The organism is Kocuria oxytropis (genome assembly GCF_040981195.1).
In the GTDB taxonomy this organism is placed as follows: Bacteria; Actinomycetota; Actinomycetes; order Actinomycetales; family Micrococcaceae; genus Kocuria; species Kocuria oxytropis.
Window position 1 is genome coordinate 41,118 of sequence record NZ_JAVFXA010000004.1, and the last position, 18,125, is coordinate 59,242.

The following is an 18,125-nucleotide window of genomic DNA, read 5'->3' on the forward strand; positions in this document are numbered from 1 at the left end:
GCGGGCGTGCGCGTGCGGACACCCCGGGCTGTCACGATGAGCATACTGATGAACGGTCCGGGACCGGCTACGGTAGCAGTGCCCAGGCCCCCGCTCCCGAGGGCCTGCCCCCGATCCGACCAGGAGCGGCGCGTCCGGCCACGGCCGGGCGCGCCCAGCAGAGAGGAAGTTGCATGAGTTTCCAGTCCACCAATCCCGGCCGGGTGCTGATCACCGGCGGTGCCTCCGGACTCGGCGCCGCCGTGGCGGAGGCGGTCCGCGAGCACGGCGGCACGCCCATCGTCCTGGACCGGGACGTCAGCGCCCTCACCGGCGTCACCGCCTACGAGGTCGACGTGGCGGACACCGACGCGGTGACCCGCACCGTGCGGGCGGCCGTGGAGGCCGCCGGCGGCCTGGACGCGGTGGTCACCGCCGCCGGCATCGACCGGTGCGGCCGGCTCGAGGACGTGGCGAGCACCGAGTGGGAGAAGGTCGTGCAGGTCAACCTGTTCGGCACCGTCTCCACGGTGCGCGCGGCCCTGCCCGCGCTCCGCGAGTCCCGGGGACGGGTCGTCACCGTCGCCTCGACCCTGGCCCTCAAGGGCGTCTCCGACGCCACGGCCTACTGCGCCTCCAAGTTCGGGGTGCTGGGCTTCAGCCAGGCCCTGGCCGCGGAGCTCAAGGGCGAGGTGGGCGTCACCCAGCTCATCCCCGGCGGCATGAAGACGCGCTTCTTCGACGACCGGGACGAGCAGTACAAGCCCCAGGACGACTCCCAGCTCAACGATCCGGAGAACGTCGCGAACGCCGTCCTCTTCGCCCTCGCGCAGCCCCCGGGGTGCGAGGTCCGCGAGCTGTTCGTCGCCCACGCCGAGGAGGGCTCCTGGCCCTGAGTCGCGGCGAGCACGGACGGCGGCCGGGTCCGGGGGCGCACGTGCCTCCGGATCCGGCCGTCGCCGCAGGTGGGAGTGTTGTTGTCCCCACAACGGAGGACACCGCACCGCGGGCCCGGACGATGCGTGCGCATCTATGATGAGGGCACTCCCCGTCCTCACAGGAAGGTCCGACCCCAGCGTGGACTCCCCCCTCGACACCACGGTGGCGCGCGTGCCCATCACGGTGCGCTGCCTCGACGCCCACGGGCGCCCCGTGAGCCTCTCGGCGCGCACCCTCGGCCGCGGCTCCACCGACCTGCAGGACCTGCTGCGCCGGGCCTACGCCGCGGCCCGGCGGGGCGGGCCCGCGGAGACCGTCACCGTCTCGTTCCTGGAGGACGCCCGGGGCAAGCTGCAGCTGGAGTACCTGGTGGTCGACCGGCTCAGACCGAGCCGCTGGCGCCGCGCCCGGGCGCGGCGCCGAGCGGAGCAGGTCCAGGCGGCGCTGATGGAGGCGACCATCGTCGTGACCCTGGCCGTGGAGGCCACCGGGGCGATCGCGGCGGCCTCCACGGCCCGCTGGTCGCCGAGCGACACCCCCGAGTTCGCCGACCTGGTCCTCGACGGCGCCCGCACCGTGCGGTTGCCGGGCACGGTGCGGGACTGGCTGTGCGAGGACGCCGTGCTCGAGCTGCTGCGGGGGACCCTGGGCATGTTCCTGGACGACGACGTCGAGCAGCTGGTCATCGGCAAGGACCCCGAGACGCCGGGGCGCTACCAGGAGACCGTGGTGACCCGCTCGCCCGCGCTCGTGCAGTTCCTCGAGGGCGCCCCCCTCCTCGCCCTGCTCGGCGCCGAAGCGCCGGACCGCTCCTGACCGGTCCGGCGCTCCGGCGTGTGCGCCGCGCAGGTCCCGCCGCCGGCCCCCGGGACCGCCCCCGGTGGCCCGTCCCGGCCGATGTCGGAGCCGCGGGCCATGATGGTCGATGACGTTCCGGGTCCAGGGACCCGGAACAGGCACCGAGCACAGGGCACGGGAGGAGCGCGACATGGGACTGATGGCGCCGTTGCAGGACCGGCTGCGCACGACGTTCGCCGGCCGGGCGGACCGCGTGCCGGAGTGGGAGCTGGCGCTGGCCGAGGGCGAGGACGCCGGGCACTTCCGGCCGGGGTCGGCGGTGTGGGCCGTGCACGGGTCGATGGCGACCATCCCCGCCGGCGTGCGCGCCCTGCTCACCCAGGCGCTGCACCCGGGAGCGCTGGCGGGCGTCGTGGAGCACTCCGACTACCGGCAGGACCCGCTGGGCCGGCTGGCCGGGACCATCCGCTGGATCTTCACCGTCACCTACGGGGACACCACGGCCGCGCGCCGGGCCTCCGAGCACGTGCAGCGACTGCACGAGAGCGTGCGCGGGACCTACACGGGGGCCGACGGCCTGCGGCGGCCCTACTGCGCGAACGACCCCGACCTCGCCGAGTGGGTGCACCTCGCGTTCACGGACGCCTTCCTCCGCAGCCACCAGCGGTGGGGCGGGCCGATCCCGGGCGGGCCGGACGCCTACGTGCGGGAGTGGGCCGTGGCCGGGCAGCTCATGGGCGTGGCGCGGCCCCCGCGCTCCGAGGCGGAGCTGGACGAGCGTCTCCGGAGCTTCGGACCCCGGCTCACCGGCGGAGCCCGGGTCGAGGAGGTCGTGGCGTTCCTGCGCCGCCCGCCCCTGGACCCGGTGCTGCTGCCCGGCTACCGGGCCCTGTTCGCCGCGGTCGTGGACTCGCTGCCGGCGGACCGGCTGGAGCTGCTTGGCCTCGACCGGCCCCGGCTGGGCCCCGTGCCGCTGCCCACCCGGGGCGCCGCCGGGCTCACCCTGGCGGTCGTGGGCAAGGCCCTCGGCGAGACGGGCCCGAGCGAGGCGGCCGCACGGCGCCGTCTCGCCCGTCTCGGGCTGCTGTGAGCCCCCGGCCCTGTCAGGCGGACGCCTCCTCGGAGCCGGCGCGTCCGGTCAGGTGGTCGTAGGCCTGCGCGGCGGCCGAGGCCACGCCGTTCCAGGTCCGCTCCGGCAGCACGCGGCGCCGGCCCTCGCCGCCGAGGCAGCGGCGCACCGCCGGGCTCTCGAGCATCATCCGCAGCACCGTGGCGAGGGTCTCGGGCTCCTCCGGCGGGGTGAGCATCCCCGTGATGCCGTCGGCCACGGTCTCGGCGAGCACGGGCAGCCGGGAGGCCACCACGGGCGTGCCGGTGGCCAGGGCCTCCACGGACTCGGTCGGGGCCGCGGCCCGGGTCACCGGACGGTCCTTGCGGGAGACCACGAACACGTCGAACGCCTGGTGGTACTGCACCACCTGCTCGTCGGGGACCCGCCCGGTGAAGCGCACCCGGCGCCCGAGCCCGAGCCTCGCGGCCAGGTCCTCGAGCGCGGAGCGCGCCGGGCCCTCGCCCACGAGCACCACGAGCAGCTCCGGGACGTCGGCGGCCACGAGGGCGGCGGCGCGCAGGAGGTCGTCGAGTCCCTCGTGCTCCACCAGGTCCGCGACCGCGCCCACCACCCGGGCCGTCTCCGGCAGCCCCAGGACCCGCCGCGCCTCCCGCAGCGGGCGGGGGTCGGCCAGGTACGGACCGTCCACGGCCGGGGGCGCCACGCGGACCGGCACCGGACCGGCCGGCTGGGAGCGGGTGAGCGCCCGGACCCGGTCCCGCATCGCGCGGCTCGTGGTCACCACGTCGGCCGCGGCGGCCAGGACCTCGGCCTCGCGGGCGCAGTCGAGCCGGTGGCGCTCACTCGTGGCGGCCTCGGCCGGCCTCGACGCCGCCCACCGGTCGGCCGGCAGCTCCCGCACCTCGTAGACCCACGGGATCCCCAGGGCCTCCGCGACCGCCCGGGTCACGAGTGCGTTGCCCGGCCGGCTCGTGGTGTGCAGCACCGCGGGCCGGGCGCGCAGCGCCAGCTCGAGGAGCGCCTGCGCCTCCTGCTGCAGCCGCGCCGTGGGCAGGAGCGCCCGGTGGGCGGGCAGCAGGCGCAGGTAGGAGACGCCGTCCAGGACCTCGGGCTCCGCCCCGTGCCCCCTGCCGTGGGCGACCGCCGGGCCCGGCCGCGTCACCGCGGTCACGGTCCAGCCCTGGGCCACGGTCGCCGAGAGCAGGGAGTGGGCGCGGGGAGCGCGCCGTCCCCGCACGCGCGGCGGGGTCCCGGCGAGCACGTGCAGCACGGAGGCGGGATCGGCCTGGTAGCCCACCACCGGGGTGAGGGCCGGCCGCCACCCGGAGAGCAGCCGCAGTTCGTCCTCGTAGTGGAGCAGACGGCGCCGCTCCCCCGGCGTGGCCCGTCCGGCGGCCACGGCCCGCCGCAGCTCGACCACGGCCTCCGAGATGCGGCCGACGTGGCGGTGCCGGCGGGCCTTCGTGCCGGCGAGGTCCCTCGTGCCGGGAGGCACCAGCGCCAGGAGCCGGTCCGCCTCGGCCACCCGTCCGGCGGACAGGGCCGCCTCGGCCAGGCGGCGCGCCCCCTTCGGCGTGGAGGTCCCCCGGGCCGCGCGCCGGAGCCGGGCCTCGAGCCGCCGCTGCGCCCCGGCGTCCGGGCCCAGCGTGCGGGCCACGGCCGCCCCGGCCTCGGGCCAGGGGCTGCGCAGCAGGGCCCGGGCGGCGGGCCCTGCCGTGCCGGCAGGGAGGATCCGGGCTGCGGGCACCCAGAAGGCCTGGGGCTCGTCGTCCGGGCTGAAAGGGCGGGGGGTGTGCGGCATGGCCTTCTCGCGGGGGTCAAGAGGGGCCGTCCCGGTCGATCACGGGGCGTGCTGCGGGCGGGGGAAGTCGCTCTCCGCCAGGTCGGGGGCCTGCCGGGAACTACTGATCGTCAGGGTTCAGCGTAGCAAGAGATCGGCCCGGATCACCCGAGGCGAAGGCCGCGCCGATCCCCGCCATCGCCTCGAGGTCCGGGAGCACCACGGACTGCCCGTCCGGGGACACGCCGAGCCCGCGCTGCGGTGCCGTGACCATCCGGAGGTCGCCGGCGGAGAGCCCGACCAGGTCGGGGGCCAGGCCGGCGAGCCACGCCGAGTCGAGACCCTCGCTGACCGTCAGGTACGGCGAGAAGTCGCTGACCACGGCGTGCAGCCGCACGGGGTTGAGCAGCGTCTGCCACCCGAGGAGCCGGTCCAGCACCGCCCGGACGTAGCGGCGCTGGTTCTCCACCCGCTGGAAGTCCCCGGTCTCGAAGGCCTTGCGCTCCCTGACGAACTCGAGGGCGCGCTCGCCGTCCATGTGCTCCGGGCCCTGCACGAAGGTCATGCCCTCGTTGGAGACGAAGTCCTGCGGCACGTCGATGGTGACCCCGCCGAGGGCGTCGGTGAGGGCCTGGAAACCGGCGAAGTCGACCTCGGCGACCTGGTCGATCCGGGTGCCCACGAGCTCCTCGACCGTCGCGACCATGAGCGGGACGCCGCCGATGTCCAGCGCCGCGTTGATCTTGGCCTCGCCCACCCCGGGGATCGGCACCCACGTGTCCCGCAGGATGGACACGACGTAGGCCTCCCCGCCGTCCTCGGGCACGTGCAGCAGCATGATGGTGTCCGCCCGCTCCCCGACGACGCCCACGTCCGCCCGCCCACCGGGCGTGCTGTCCGCGCCGAGGAGCAGCACGGTGGTGCCCCGGTCCTGCGCGGAGCCCGCCGCGGGCCGCCCCGGCTCCGCGGGGAACGCGTTCTCCACGACCTGCCGGCGGGCGTCGAAGGTCCGTCCCAGGTTCCAGACGAACGCCCCGCCCGCCAGGGCGAGGACCAGCAGGATCGCCAGGACCGCCACGAGGGCCCGGCGGCCGGGGCGACGCCGCGGCGCCCGTCCGCCGGCAGGACCGGTGCCGGTCTCCCGGGGGACGCCCCGGAGGGTGCCGCCGGTGGGGTCGCGGTCGTCGACGGACATGCGGGGCTCCCGGTTCACTGGACGGCGGAGGGCGGGCCCGACCCACGGGCCGGGTCCGCCCATGCTAGGCCGTCGTGGCTCGGAGCGCGCTCGGAGACCGCTGGGAGCACGGCGTGGCCGGAGGTCTGCGGGCCCGCACGCGGTGCGCGGCGGGTCGAGGGGTCAAGGTGCTCCGGGCCCGGGGACGACGCAGGCCCGGACCGATGCGGTCCGGGCCTGGGTGCGGTGGTGCTGGGCCCCGCGAGCGGGACGAACGTCAGCTGCTGGACTTGCCGAAGTTCTTGAAGCGGGCGTTGAAGCGCTCCACGCGACCGGCGGAGTCCATGATGCGCTGCTTGCCGGTGTAGAACGGGTGGGACTCCGAGGAGATCTCGACCTCGATGATCGGGTACTCGTTGCCGTCCTCCCACGTCTCCGTCTTCTGCGAGGTAGCGGTGGAGCGGGTCAGGATGGTCTTGCCGGAGGCCAGGTCGCGGAAGAGGACCGGGTGGTAGTCCGGGTGGATGTCAGTCTTCATGGGGTTCGTACCTTTTCGTCGGTGCCTGGATTTTGCCAGTCACGGTTTCGCTCGGTGGGCGGTGCGCCGTCGTCGTCCGTCCGCGCGGTTCGAGAGGGGGCGGGGGCATCGGGCACCAGCGGTCCAGCGTACCGGATTCCGGGGCAGAATTCACGCGCCGTGGCGCCGCGCGAGGGGCCCGGCATGCCGGGCCCCTCGCGCGGCGGTGGCCGGTCGTCGGACGGGCTCACCAGCGGTGGGCGACGTCCACCACCACCCGGGTGTGCTTCCCCGGGCCGTCGAGCACGAAGACCCGGTACGGCAGCCTCGCGCGGACGCCGAGGCCGATGGTGGTCTGGCCCTCGAAGCTGCCGGCCCACGCCACCTGGCGGAAGGTCCGGTAGCCGGTCACGTCGACGACCTCCTTGCGGTTCTTCGGGAGGTAGGTGGCCTTGCCGTCCTTGTAGGCCGGTGCGTGCACGATGATCCGCAGATTGGCCGCGCCCCGCAGGGGGATCCTCCTGCCCGAGCCGTCCTCGTGGACGGAGGCGACGTACTGCACGTTGTAGCCTGCCGCGCGCTTCCCGTGCAGGTCGACGACCAGGCGGTCGAAGCACGCGTGCCGGCCGGACCGCACGTCGGTGATCGCATCCCCCGTGTACGTCTTCGAGTACTTCGGGCCGGAGCCCCACGTGATGCCGCAGTACGGGGCCGCGGCGTTCGCGCTGCCGGGGACGATCAGCCCCAGCCCCATGGCCAGCACCAGGGCCGCCAGCCATGAGATCAGCTTCTTCATCGCACACCTGCTGTTCCTCTGCGCCCGGACGCCGGCTGGTGCCGCGGTTTCTCGGACCGGGCCTCGCAGACCCCTCCAGGATAGTCTTCACGGACGCCAACAGCGCTGGCCGGAGGGGGATCGACGACCGAACTGTGACCGGCCGCGCCGGTCAGGGCGTGTGCGCGACGTCGATGACGAGCCGGGTGTAGTCGTCCGGCCCGTCCAGCACGAGGACCCGGAACGGCAGCTCCTCGCGCACGCCGAGCCCCATGGCCGTCCGTCCCTCGAAGCCGCCCTGCCACAGGACCTGCCGGAACGCCGGGAAGCCGCTGACGTCCCACACCTCGTCGTCGTCGTGCGGGCCGTAGAAGATCCGGACGTCCGTGCCGTCGAGCTCCCCGTACGCCTGGGCCTCGAAGCTGATGGCCAGGGCCGCGTCCCCGCGCGAGGGGATCGGCAGGCCCGAGCCGATGCCGCTGAGCTCGTCGACGTAGCCCACGACGTAGCCCTGGAACTCGCCCTCCAGCTCGACGACCCACCGGTCCCAGCACTCGTCCCGGCCCGCGCGGACGCTGAGCGGGTGCGCCGTCTCGTGCGGGAGCATCGACGGCGCCTGGTACTCCGCCTCCGTCCCCCAGCCGGTGCTGCACGCGGGCGCGGCGGCGGCCGTCGCCGGGGCGAGCAGGGCGGGGCCGAGGGCCAGACCGGCGGCCGAGACCCACGAGAGCAGCTTCCGCATGGGGCACCTTCTCGCTCCCCGTCGTGCGGGCGCACGACCGTGTGCTCCCATGATCCACCGCGCCGCCCCGCCGCCCCGCGCCGGAGTCCGGTTGACGTCCGGATCGTGATGTTCCCGCCGGGGCACTACCGGCCGGGCCGGGTCTCCCAGAACGCCACGGCCGAGGCGGCGGCGACGTTGAGGGAGTCCACCCCGTGGGACATCGGGATCCGGACGGTGAGATCGGCGTGGTGGACGGTGGCGGCGCTCAGTCCGTCCCCCTCGGTGCCGAGCACCAGGGCGAGCCGCTCGTCCCGGCGCGCGGACAGCTCCTGGAGGGTGATCGAGTCCTCGCTCAGGGCGAGCGCCGCCGTGGTGAAGCCCGCGTCCTTGATCCGCTGCAGGTCGGCGGTCCAGTGCTGCAGGCGGGTCCAGGGGACCTGGAACACGGTGCCCATGGAGACCCGGATGGAGCGGCGGTACAGGGGGTCGGCGCAGCGCGGGGTGACGAGCACCGCGTCGACGTCGAGCGCGGCGGCCGAGCGGAAGATCGCCCCGACGTTGGTGTGGTCGACGATGTCCTCGAGGACCGCGACCCGGCGCGACGACGCCAGGAGGTCCTCCAGGTCCACGGGCTCCGGGCGCTGCATGGCCGCGATCGCCCCGCGGTGCAGGTGGAAGCCCGTGATCTGCTCGAGCACCTCGTCCGTGCCGACGTACAGGGGCACGTCCGGGTGCTCCGCCAGCACGTCCGCGAGGTCCTCGAGCCACTTGTCCGCCATGAAGAAGGACCGCGGCGCGTGCCCGGCCGCGAGCGCCCGGCGGAGCACCTTGGAGGACTCGGCGATGTACATGCCGCGCTCGGGCTCGAGCTTGCGCCGCAGCTTGACGTCGGTCAGCCGGGCGTAGTCGGCCACCCGCGGGTCGTCGGCGCTCTCGAGACGGATCAGGTGGGGGAAGTCGGTCACGGGGTCTCTTCGGGGTCGGGGCGTGGGGTCGCCCCGATCGTAGCCGGTGCGGTCCGCGCCCCGTGCCAACGGCCGGGGACGTCCGGGCGGCGGCACGGGGCGACGGCGTCCTGCGGGCGCCACGGGCGTGGAGCGGACCGGCCACCGGGAGGGCCCGGGGCGGCGGGGGGAGCTCGTCAGAGCAGCCGGGACACCAGGTTGACGAGGGCCACCACGCCGAGCACCACGATCACGGTGCGCAGCACGACCGGTGAGAGCCGGCGGCCGATCTTCGCCCCGGCCCAGGAGCCCACGGTGGAGCTGACGGCGATGAGCAGCACGACCCACCAGTTGATCCGGTCGAGGGCGAACAGGACGTAGGAGACCGCGGCCACGATGTTGACCAGGGCCACGAGCACCACCTTGACGGCGTTGGCCGCCTGCAGGGAGGCGAGCAGGAACACGCCGAGGATGCCCAGCAGGAGCACTCCCTGGGCGGCCACGAAGTAGCCGCCGTAGACGCCGGCCAGGAGGACCAGCGCGTACAGGGACACGGGCTGCGGGGCGCGGTCCGGGTCGAGGGGCCGGGGTGCCTCCCCGCGGGCCCGCGCCGCGGCGTCGGCGGCCTCGGCCTGGTGCTGCTTGCGGCGGCGCACCACCGCCTGGAGCCGCGGCTGGAAGATCACGAACAGGAGGGCGACGACGATCAGGGCGGGCGCCGCGTAGCCGAACACGGACTCGGGCACGTGCAGCAGCAGGGCCGCCCCGATGACGCCGCCGACCACCGAGAACGGCACGAGCTTCAGGAGGGTCCGCTCGACCCCCTTGAGCTCGTGGCGGTAGTGCCAGGCACCCGTGAGGTTGCCGGCGATCAGGCCCATCGCGTTGGACATCGAGGCGGTCACCGGCGGCACGCCCATGGTCACCAGCACGGGGAAGGTCACCAGGGTGCCGGAGCCCACGATCGTGTTGATGAGCCCGGCCCACACCCCGGCGAGGAGGATGAGCCCCACCTGCCAGCCCTCGAAGGGCAGGCCGTCGAGGAGGCCGGTGAGCAGTTCACCGGCCCCGGCCACGGCCGCCGGCACGGAGAGCGGTACGGACCCCGGAACAGAGAGCAGCACGGAGCGGTTCAGGACCGGGCGAAGGCCGCGTAGCGGTTGCCGACCCGCACGAGCTTGAGCGGCAGGCCGAAGGTCTCGGACAGGTTCCTCTGCGTCATGACCTGCCGGACGGGTCCGGCGGCCACGACCCGTCCCTCGCGCAGCAGCAGCGCGTGGGTGAAGGCGTCGGGCACCTCCTCCAGGTGGTGGGTGACCATGACCACGGCGGGCGCGGCCTCGTCCCGGGCGAGCTCGTCGAGGCGCGCCACCAGGTCCTCCCGCCCGCCCACGTCGAGACCGGCCGCCGGCTCGTCGAGCAGCAGCAGCTCCGGGTCGGTCATCAGCGCCCGGGCCACGAGCACGCGCTTGCGCTCGCCCTCGGACAGCGACCCGAACCGGCGCTCGGCGAGGTGGTCGATGCCCCAGGCGGCCATGAGCTCACCGGCCTGGGCCTCGTCGGCGTCGTCGTAGCTCTCGACCCACCGCCCGGTCACGCCGTAGGCGGCCGTGACCACGCAGTTGCGCACGGTCTCCGCCTCGGGGATCTGGGCGGCGAGCACGGTGGAGCTCAGCCCGATCCGGGGGCGCAGCTCGAAGACGTCCACGGCGCCGAGGATCTCGTCCAGGATGTCGACCATGCCGCGGGTGGGGTGCAGCCGGGCCGCGGCGATGGACAGCAGCGTGGTCTTGCCGGCGCCGTTGGGGCCGAGCACGATCCACCGCTCGCCCTCGTTGACGACCCAGTCCACCGACTCCAGGAGGGTCTTCTGTCCCCGGACCACGCTGACGTCCACCATCTCCACCACAGCACTCATACCGGCCACTGTAGGGCACCGGCGGCGGCGCTTCCCGCCCGCGCGCCCCGGCCGGGTGGGTGCGTCCGGGGTCACCGATACACTGGCCGCATGACCACCGACCTCGCCGTGATCGCGTTCGCCCAGAATCCGGACCCGGAGGCCCGGGAGCGCATCCTCACCCTGGTGCAGGACACCGGTGCCGAGGTCGAGCGGTTCTCCGCCGTGCGGGTCACCGGATCCGGGTCCGCGGGCCCCGACTCGGGAGTGCCCGGCTACAACGCGTTCACCGCCTTCGTGGAGGGTTCCGACGCGACGGCGCTGCTCGCCGCGCTGCGCCCCGACCCCCTCACCCAGATGCTGCCGGGCGTGGACGTCAACGTGGTCCCGACCCGCCTGTTCGCCCCCGGGCGCCGGAAGCTGCTCGTCCTGGACGTCGACTCCACCCTCATCCAGCAGGAGGTCGTCGAGATGCTCGCGGCCCACGCCGGGGTCGAGGCCGAGGTCACCGCCGTGACCGAGGCTGCGATGCGCGGAGAGCTGGACTTCGCCGAGTCGCTGCACACCCGCGTGGCGACCCTGGCCGGTCTGCCCGCCACCGTCATCGACGAGGTCACCGCCGCCGTGCGCCTCTCCCCCGGGGCGGACGTGCTGGTCAAGGCGTTCCTGCGCGAGGGGCACGCCGTGGCGGCCGTCTCGGGCGGGTTCCTGGGCGTGCTGAGCCCGCTCGCCGAGCAGCTGGGCCTCACCCGGCACACCGCCAACACCCTGGAGGTCGAGGACGGGAAGCTCACGGGCAGGGTGGTCGGCGAGGTCGTCGACCCCACCGTGAAGGAGCGGTGCCTGCGCACGTGGGCGGAGGAGCTCGAGGTGGCCCTCGAGGACGTGATCGCGGTCGGCGACGGCGCCAACGACATCGACATGCTCACCGCCTCGGGCCTGGGCGTCGCCTACAACGGCAAGCCCGCGCTGCGCGCCGCCGCCGACGCACAGGTCAATCTCCCGAACCTGGACGCGGTCCGCTTCTTCGCCGACCTGTGAGCCCGCCGTGCCGTCCGCGACGGCACGGGAGGCCCCCGACCCGCCCCGAGGAGGGACCGTGACGGCACCCGGTGCCCGGCCGCAGCGGCCCGGGTTCCTGACCCGGATGATGCTCCTGCACCTGGCCGTGGTCGCCCTGGTGGTCGCGATGTGCGGCGGCGTCTACGGGTGGCTCACCTACGAGCGGCTGGGCCGCGACGCGGAGGACCAGGCGCTCGCCATCGCCAGGGCCGTGGCCGGCACCGACGACATCCGGGAGGCCGTGGCGGAGGTGGCCGCGGGCGGACCGGAGGCCCTGGACCCGGAGGCCCTCGCACGCGGACCGCTCCAGGCGGACGCGGAGGACGTCCGGCGGCGCACGCAGGCCCTCTTCGTGGTCATCTACGACGAGGACGGACTGCGCCTGGCGCACCCCAATCCCGCCCAGCTCGGCCAACGGGTCAGCACGGACCCGAGCGAGCCCCTGGCCGGACGCGAGTTCACCGGGCAGGCCCGGGGCACGCTCGGCCGCTCCGCGCGCGCCAAGGTCCCCGTCTACGCCCCGGGATCGAGCACCGAGGTGATCGGCGGGGTCAACGTCGGCTTCTCCCGGGCCGACGTGTTCGCCAGCCTCGAGGAGGACATCGCCCCGGTGGCCGCCACCGCGGTCCTCGCGCTCGGTCTCGGGGCCGCCGCCTCGGCCGCGATCGCCCGCCGGCTCAAGCGGCTCACCCTCGGTCTCGAGCCCGAGGAGATCGTCACGCTCGCCCAGGACCAGGAGGCGGTGCTGCGCGGCGTGGACGAGGGCGTCATCGGTGTCTCGCCCGATCGCCGCATCACCGTGGTCAACCGGGAGGCGGGGCGGCTGCTCGGCGTCGCGGACCCCGCCCGGCTGGTGGGCCTGCCCCTGGACGCGGCAGGCCTGCCCGAGTCCGTCCCCGCCCTCCTGGCCGAGGCGACCCCTGCCTCCCCCGCCGTGGAGCAGGTCGTCGGCCCGCACGTGCTCATCCTCTCCGCGCGGGCCGTCCGCCCGGCCGGGACGAGCCCGCCCGACCTCGGCTGGGTGGTCCTCCTCCGGGACCGCACCGAGCTGCAGTCCCTGACCCGCCAGCTCGATGCCGTGGGCGCCCTGAGCACCGCCCTGCGCGCCCAGCGCCACGAGTTCGCCAACCGGCTGCACACGATCTCGGGGCTGCTCGGCATCGGGGAGGTCGAGGAGGCCCGCCGGTACGTCGCCGAGGTCACCGAGACCGGCCCCCTGACCTACCCCGCCGAACAGGCCGAGCTGCTCCGGGACCCCTATCTCCAGGCCTTCCTGGGCGCCAAGAGCGTCGAGGCCGCCGAACGCGGGGTGACCCTCCGGATCGGGGCCGAGACCCTCGTGCGCGGGCAGGTCGTCGACCCCCAGGACGTCACGACCGTCATCGGCAATCTCGTCGACAACGCCGTCCGCGCCGCCGTCCAGGGCACGGGAGCCGAACGCTGGGTCGAGGTCGAGCTGCTCGACGACTGGTCCGACGGCGAGGGGACGCTGCACCTCGTCGTCGCCGACTCCGGGGACGGCCTCCCGACGGCGGAGACCGAGCCGATCTTCGCCCAGGGCTGGTCCACGGCCGGCGGGCCCGGCGTGCCGCCGGACGGCACCGGGGCGGCAGGCCTCGGCGCGGCGCACGGCCGGGGCTTCGGCCTCTCGCTGAGCCGGGAGCTCGCCCGGCGGCGGGGCGGAGACGTGTGGGTGGCCGACCAGGGCCGGCCCGGCGGCCCCGGGGCCGTGTTCTGCGCACGCCTGCCGGGTACCGTGGTCCGTGCCGCCGTTCCGGGCACGGCCGGGCACGGGAACGCGGGCGCGAAAGGAGCGGGATGAGCGACGACCTGGTCGTCCTCGTGGTCGACGACGACTTCCACGTGGGCCGGCTGCACGCGGGGTTCGTCAACGCGGTGCCGGGCTTCACGGCCCTGACCCCCGTGGGCACCGCCGAGCAGGCGATGCGCACCGTCCACGCACACCAGCCGGACCTGGTCCTGCTGGACGTCTACCTGCCCGACGCGCTCGGGCTGGACCTGCTGCGGGCCCTCGACGTCGACGTCATCATGCTCACCGCGGCGGCCGACCCCGCCTCGGTGCGCACCGCCGTCCGCCGGGGCGCCCTCGCCTACCTGATCAAGCCGTTCCCGAACGACCGGCTGGCGCGCACCCTGCGGGCCTACGCCCGGTACCGCCGGCTGCTCGCCGACCGGGACGCCCTGACGCAGGAGACGGTCGACCGGGCCCTGCACGCGCTGCACCCCGGGGAGAGCTCCGCCCCCGGCGAGCGCACCCGCTCCGCGACGGAGGCCTCGGTCCTCGCGGCCCTGGAGCCGGGGGTCCCGCTGCCGGCCGCGGAGATCGCCCGCAAGGTCGGCATCTCCCGTGCCACGGCCCAGCGCTACCTCTCGGCGCTGGCCGAGGACGGCTCGGTCGAGATCCAGCTGCGCTACGGCAGCACCGGCCGCCCCGAGCACCGCTACGGCCCCGCCGCCACCTGAGGACGCCCGGTTCATGCTCAGGGCGGATGCCTAGACTGCGCGCCATGGCCAGCAGGGTACGACCGGAACCGCAGGACCACTGTGTCCGCTGGCCGGACGAGATCTGCGACGACCCGGTGGCCGAGCGGGCGCGGCTGTTCGCGGTGAACCTGCGGGCGGTCGTGGGATCCCGTCCCCTCCGGGAGGTCGGCGCGATCGCCGGCGTCGACCACACCGCGCTGTCGCGGATCCTGGACGGTCACGTCTGGCCGGACGGGTACACGATCGCGCGGCTGGAGGTCCGGCTGGGCACCGGGCTGTGGCCCGCCTTCGAGGAGTGAACCGGTCGTCCCGCGCGGTCCGTGCCTGCCGGCGGGCCGGCCCGCCCGGTCCCCGCGGGCACCCGGCCGGGTCGGGACGCTCAGGGACGGGCGAGGTCCAGCCAGTACGTCCCGCGCTCCGCGTCGTGGCGCAGCAGCCGCTCGAGCGGCCCGTCGTAGGCGTCGAGGGCGCGGCCCACGAGCTCGCGCACGTCCCGTGCGGCGACGGTGACGGTGCCGCCGAGATCGTCGTCGGCCGTCTCGCGCACCACGACGACCCGGCCAGGATCGCCCCACAGGAACTGATCGTCCGCGTCCCGCAGCGCGTCGACGAAGAACTCCCGGTCCCCCTCGCGGGTGAGCACGTCCAGGCGCACCGCGTCCGGGTGCCGGCGGAGCAGCTCGGCGGCGACGAGGCGCAGCAGGCTCCGCGCGTAGCTGCGCCGGGCGCGGTGCAGCGCCTCCTCGGCGGCCTGGAGCATGCTGTCGGGGGTCCGGGCGGTGGTGGTCATCGCCGTGAATACTATGCGCCTGCATGGACCAGGGCGGGCACCCGGCGCGTGTCGCCCCCGGGGGCGCCGACCGTGACCGGTCTCGGGGCGCCGGCCGTGGCCGGTCTCAGCGGTGGCCGGTCGGGACGATGTTGTGGTTGCCGCGGAAGAGGTTGCCGGGGTCGTAGCGGTTCTTCAGCGCGACCAGCCGCTCGTGCTTGTCGTGGCCGTAGGCCCGGCGTGCGGCGGTGACCGGGTCGGCCCCGGGCTCCGCCCCGAGGAAGTTGACGTACTGGCCCTGCTCCGCGAACGGCGCCAGGGCCGCGTGCACCCTCCGGGCGTACGCGGTGAGCCGGACGTCGTCGGCCGGGTCGCGCCAGAACCCGAAGACGTGCACCCAGAACCGCGCGGTGCGGCGGGGCCAGGCCGTGGCGTCCTCGGGCACACGGCCGAACGCGCCCCCGAGGCAGTGCAGGTTGATGCCGCTGCCCACCCAGCCGATCTCGGACGCCACGGCTACGAGGGCGGCCACGACCTCCTCGTCCAGCCGGCTGAACGCCACGTTCTTCCAGTAGCCCCTCGATCCGGCCGGGAACACCGCGTCCTTCGCGGTCTGCCAGACGGTCCAGGGCACCGGGGCCACCGTCCCGAGATCGGGCGGTGCCGCCGTGCGCAGGCGGTCGACGAGCTCGAGGCCGGGGCCGTGCCGCGGCGAGGCCCAGACCAGACCGACGGTCATGAGCACCTCGGGGCCGAGCCCGTACTCCGGGGGCAGGACCACGAACGAGACGATGGGGTTCATCTCGTCCGGCAGCTCCCGCGTCCACTCCTCGAAGGCCGTCAGCGCCTGCTCCCAGTGCGGGCGGCGGTAGACGAGCCCGCCCGCCAGGACGGGGGACACGAGCGGACGGGCCCGGTAGCGGAAGGAGGTGACCACCCCGAAGTTCCCGCCCCCGCCGCGCAGCCCCCAGAAGAGCTCCGGGTGCTCGGCGGCGTCGACGTGCAGGTGCTCCCCCGCGGCGGTCACGACCTCCGCGGAGAGGAGGTTGTCCACGGTCAGCCCGTGGGTGCGGGTCAGCCATCCGATGCCGCCGCCGAGCGTGAGCCCGGCGACGCCGGTGCCGCCGACCACGCCGAGCGGCACGGCGAGGCCGTGCGGAGCCGTGGCCCGGTCCACGTGGGCGAGGGTCGCCCCCGGTTCCACGGTCACGGTGCGCGTGGCGGGATCGACCTCGACACCGGTCAGGCCACCGAGGTCCAGGACGAGTCCGTCCGCGACCGTGCTGTGCCCGGCGATGCTGTGCCCGCCGCCCCGCACGGCCAGCGGCAGCCCGGTGCTCCGGGCGGTGGCCAGCACGTGGTCGACGTCGGCCACGGACCCGGCCCGGGCCAGGGCCCGGGGACGGACGTCGACCATGCCGTTCCAGACCCGCCGGGCCTCGTCGTAGCCGGGGTCGTCCGGCCCGGTCAGCGTGCCGGTGAGGTGCTCCGCGAGGCCCTGCAGGGCCCGGTCGGTCTCCCGGCCTCCGGTGGCCGGGTGGTGGGTGCTCATGGGGCGTCCCTGTGCCGGGGGCGGTCGGGCCCCGGTGGAACGGCGGTGCGGCCGCCGGTGCCGTGGCAGGAACTGTAGACCTCGCCGTCCGGAGCGGCAAGGGGCGGCGGCTACTCGGGCCACACCTGCCGGTCCGGGCCCTGCAGGAGGTAGCGCAGCTCCACGGCACCGCCCTCGAAGTGGGTGGTGCGCTGCAGCCGCAGGTCGCGGGCCGCTGCGGTGGGCAGCACGGGGTGGCCTCCGCCCAGGACGATCGGCATGTACGTCAGCCACAGCTCGTCGAGCAGCCCGGCGTCCGCGAACTGCGCCGCCAGCTGCCCGCCGCCCACCACCCACAGGTTCCGCCCGCCCGCCGACGCCACCACGGCGTCGGCGTGCAGGGTCACGGACCCGGAGACGAACCGCACGTCCGCCCCCTCCGGGCGCGGCAGCTCCCGGTGGGTGAACACCCACGCCGGGAGGTCGCCGTAGGCCCAGTCCCCCTGGTCCAGGACGAACTCGTAGGTGCTCGCCCCCATGGCGAGCGCCCCGACATCGGCCAGGAAGTCGTCGTAGTGCTCCTGGTAGGCCTCGAACCCGTACTGCAGCAGCCAGTCGAGGTGGTTCTCCCGGTCGGCGATGTACCCGTCGGCGCTGGCCGCCACGTAGTACTGCACTCTGCTCATGCGCCCCAGGTTACGCACCCCGGGGGCGCCTTCCCAGGGTCCCTTCCCCCGCGGCCCGGACGGCGTCATGATGAGGTCAGCGACCCATCGACGCGGAGGCCGGACCATGCCCATGCTGCTGAACCCCTACATCTCCTTCCGGGACTCCGCCGAGGAGGCGATGACGTTCTACCGCTCGGTGTTCGGCGGGGAGCTGTCGATCAGCCGGTTCAGCGAGTACGGGGCCGGCGACCCCGCGGAGCGCGACAAGGTCATGCACTCGATGCTCACCACCGGGACCGGCATGGTCCTGATGGCCTCCGACACCCCGGACGGCATGGAGCAGACGGTCGGGGACAACGTCTCGATCTCCGTCAGCGGCGACGACGAGGCCCTGATGCGCGGCTGGTGGGAGGCCCTGGCCGAGGGCGGGACCGTCTCGATGCCGCTGGAGGAAGCGCCCTGGGGCGGTCTGTTCGGGATGTGCACCGACCGGTTCGGCGTCCACTGGATGCTCAGCATCGGCGACGCCGGCTCCTGACGCACTCCGTGCCAGCCCTTGTCCAGCCCGTCCCGAGGAGGACCGTCCCATGAGGATCACCCACACCAGCGTCTTCGTCGACGACCAGCAGCAGGCCCTGCTGTTCTACACCGGCAAGCTCGGGTTCATGGTCAAGCACGACGTCCCGGCCGGCGGCGCCCGCTGGCTCACCGTGGTCTCCCCCCAGGCGCCCGACGGCGTGGAGCTCGTCCTCGAGCCCTCGGAGCACCCGGCGGTGGGGCCGTTCAAGGCGGCGCTCGTGGCCGACGGCATCCCGTTCACCAGCTTCGGCGTCAAGGACGTGCAGGCGGAGTACGAGCGGCTCCGCGAGCGCGGCGTGCACTTCGTGCAGGAGCCCACGGTCACCGGCCCCTGGGCCACCGCGGTGCTCGACGACACGTGCGGCAACCTCATCCAGATCGCCGGCCCGGCCCCCGCCTGAGCCCGGTCCCG

General features: G+C 74.9%; 20 protein-coding genes. 9 read left to right on the top strand and 11 right to left on the bottom strand.

Going from position 1 to position 18,125, the window contains the following annotated elements; genetic code table 11:
• Nucleotides 1-173 precede the first annotated feature (173 nt).
• The 3 genes from QYM41_RS05455 (at nt 174) to QYM41_RS05465 (ending at nt 2,806) form a co-directional block, all read left to right on the top strand.
• A complete protein-coding gene (locus tag QYM41_RS05455; RefSeq protein WP_368798740.1) occupies nt 174-875 on the top strand; it encodes an SDR family oxidoreductase in 702 nt (233 codons plus the stop codon).
• Between the two features lie 181 nt (nt 876-1,056).
• Nucleotides 1,057-1,734 carry a hypothetical protein gene (locus QYM41_RS05460; RefSeq protein WP_368798741.1) on the top strand — a complete coding sequence of 226 codons (678 nt, stop codon included), beginning with the start codon at nt 1,057-1,059 and terminating at the stop codon, nt 1,732-1,734.
• A gap of 172 nt (nt 1,735-1,906) precedes the next feature.
• Nucleotides 1,907-2,806 carry an oxygenase MpaB family protein gene (locus QYM41_RS05465; protein ID WP_368798742.1) on the top strand — a complete coding sequence of 300 codons (900 nt, stop codon included), beginning with the start codon at nt 1,907-1,909 and terminating at the stop codon, nt 2,804-2,806.
• 13 nt (nt 2,807-2,819) lie between these two features.
• On the opposite strand, the gene QYM41_RS05470 is transcribed toward QYM41_RS05465, so the two are convergent.
• The 8 genes from QYM41_RS05470 to QYM41_RS05505 form a co-directional block, all read right to left on the bottom strand.
• Nucleotides 2,820-4,589 carry a glycosyltransferase family 4 protein gene (locus tag QYM41_RS05470; protein ID WP_368798743.1) on the bottom strand — a complete coding sequence of 590 codons (1,770 nt, stop codon included), beginning with the start codon at nt 4,587-4,589 and terminating at the stop codon, nt 2,820-2,822.
• Between the two features lie 100 nt (nt 4,590-4,689).
• Entirely contained in the window at nt 4,690-5,763 is a 1,074-nt protein-coding gene (locus tag QYM41_RS05475; RefSeq protein ID WP_368798744.1) for an LCP family protein, read from the bottom strand.
• A 256-nt stretch (nt 5,764-6,019) separates the two neighbouring features.
• The gene (locus tag QYM41_RS05480) at nt 6,020-6,280 is read right to left on the bottom strand and encodes a type B 50S ribosomal protein L31 (protein WP_058875018.1); all 261 of its coding nucleotides are present in this window, start codon (nt 6,278-6,280) and stop codon (nt 6,020-6,022) included.
• 226 nt (nt 6,281-6,506) lie between these two features.
• Entirely contained in the window at nt 6,507-7,055 is a 549-nt protein-coding gene (locus tag QYM41_RS05485; protein ID WP_368798745.1) for an AMIN-like domain-containing (lipo)protein, read from the bottom strand.
• A 151-nt stretch (nt 7,056-7,206) separates the two neighbouring features.
• Nucleotides 7,207-7,776 (bottom strand): AMIN-like domain-containing (lipo)protein, encoded by a 570-nt coding sequence (locus QYM41_RS05490; protein WP_368798746.1) that lies wholly within the window; start codon nt 7,774-7,776, stop codon nt 7,207-7,209.
• A 125-nt stretch (nt 7,777-7,901) separates the two neighbouring features.
• Entirely contained in the window at nt 7,902-8,723 is an 822-nt protein-coding gene (locus tag QYM41_RS05495) for a TrmH family RNA methyltransferase (RefSeq protein ID WP_368798747.1), read from the bottom strand.
• A 176-nt stretch (nt 8,724-8,899) separates the two neighbouring features.
• Nucleotides 8,900-9,736, bottom strand: a complete 837-nt coding sequence (locus QYM41_RS05500; protein WP_368798923.1) for a sulfite exporter TauE/SafE family protein — start codon at nt 9,734-9,736, stop codon at nt 8,900-8,902.
• Nucleotides 9,737-9,834: 98 nt separating this feature from the next.
• A complete protein-coding gene (locus QYM41_RS05505) occupies nt 9,835-10,620 on the bottom strand; it encodes an ABC transporter ATP-binding protein (protein WP_368798748.1) in 786 nt (261 codons plus the stop codon).
• A gap of 90 nt (nt 10,621-10,710) precedes the next feature.
• Between QYM41_RS05505 and serB the strand changes: the two genes are divergently transcribed.
• The 4 genes from serB to QYM41_RS05525 all read left to right on the top strand — a co-directional run bounded on the left by serB (nt 10,711) and on the right by QYM41_RS05525 (nt 14,465).
• Nucleotides 10,711-11,640 (top strand): phosphoserine phosphatase SerB, encoded by a 930-nt coding sequence (serB, locus tag QYM41_RS05510; RefSeq protein WP_368798749.1) that lies wholly within the window; start codon nt 10,711-10,713, stop codon nt 11,638-11,640.
• A gap of 106 nt (nt 11,641-11,746) precedes the next feature.
• Nucleotides 11,747-13,483, top strand: coding sequence for a sensor histidine kinase (locus tag QYM41_RS05515; RefSeq protein ID WP_368798924.1), 1,737 nt, complete (start codon nt 11,747-11,749; stop codon nt 13,481-13,483).
• A complete protein-coding gene (locus QYM41_RS05520) occupies nt 13,480-14,145 on the top strand; it encodes a response regulator (protein WP_368798750.1) in 666 nt (221 codons plus the stop codon). The genes QYM41_RS05515 and QYM41_RS05520 overlap by 4 nt, the downstream gene beginning before the upstream one ends.
• Nucleotides 14,146-14,189: 44 nt before the next feature.
• Nucleotides 14,190-14,465: a hypothetical protein gene (locus QYM41_RS05525; protein ID WP_368798751.1), complete on the top strand. Its 276-nt coding sequence runs from the start codon at nt 14,190-14,192 to the stop codon at nt 14,463-14,465.
• An 80-nt stretch (nt 14,466-14,545) separates the two neighbouring features.
• Here the strand turns inward: QYM41_RS05525 and QYM41_RS05530 are convergent, their stop codons facing one another.
• From QYM41_RS05530 to QYM41_RS05540, 3 genes are all read right to left on the bottom strand, one after another.
• Nucleotides 14,546-14,956, bottom strand: coding sequence for a Clp protease/crotonase-like domain-containing protein (locus QYM41_RS05530; RefSeq protein WP_368798752.1), 411 nt, complete (start codon nt 14,954-14,956; stop codon nt 14,546-14,548).
• A 106-nt stretch (nt 14,957-15,062) separates the two neighbouring features.
• On the bottom strand, nt 15,063-16,487 hold the full coding sequence (locus QYM41_RS05535; RefSeq protein WP_368798753.1) for an FAD-binding oxidoreductase: 1,425 nt from the start codon (nt 16,485-16,487) through the stop codon (nt 15,063-15,065).
• 110 nt (nt 16,488-16,597) lie between these two features.
• The gene (locus QYM41_RS05540) at nt 16,598-17,152 is read right to left on the bottom strand and encodes a dihydrofolate reductase family protein (protein WP_368798754.1); all 555 of its coding nucleotides are present in this window, start codon (nt 17,150-17,152) and stop codon (nt 16,598-16,600) included.
• 106 nt (nt 17,153-17,258) lie between these two features.
• Between QYM41_RS05540 and QYM41_RS05545 the strand changes: the two genes are divergently transcribed.
• Together QYM41_RS05545 and QYM41_RS05550 are read left to right on the top strand one after the other, a co-directional pair.
• Entirely contained in the window at nt 17,259-17,672 is a 414-nt protein-coding gene (locus QYM41_RS05545) for a VOC family protein (RefSeq protein WP_368798755.1), read from the top strand.
• 49 nt (nt 17,673-17,721) lie between these two features.
• Nucleotides 17,722-18,114 carry a VOC family protein gene (locus tag QYM41_RS05550; RefSeq protein WP_368798756.1) on the top strand — a complete coding sequence of 131 codons (393 nt, stop codon included), beginning with the start codon at nt 17,722-17,724 and terminating at the stop codon, nt 18,112-18,114.
• Nucleotides 18,115-18,125: the final 11 nt, after the last annotated feature.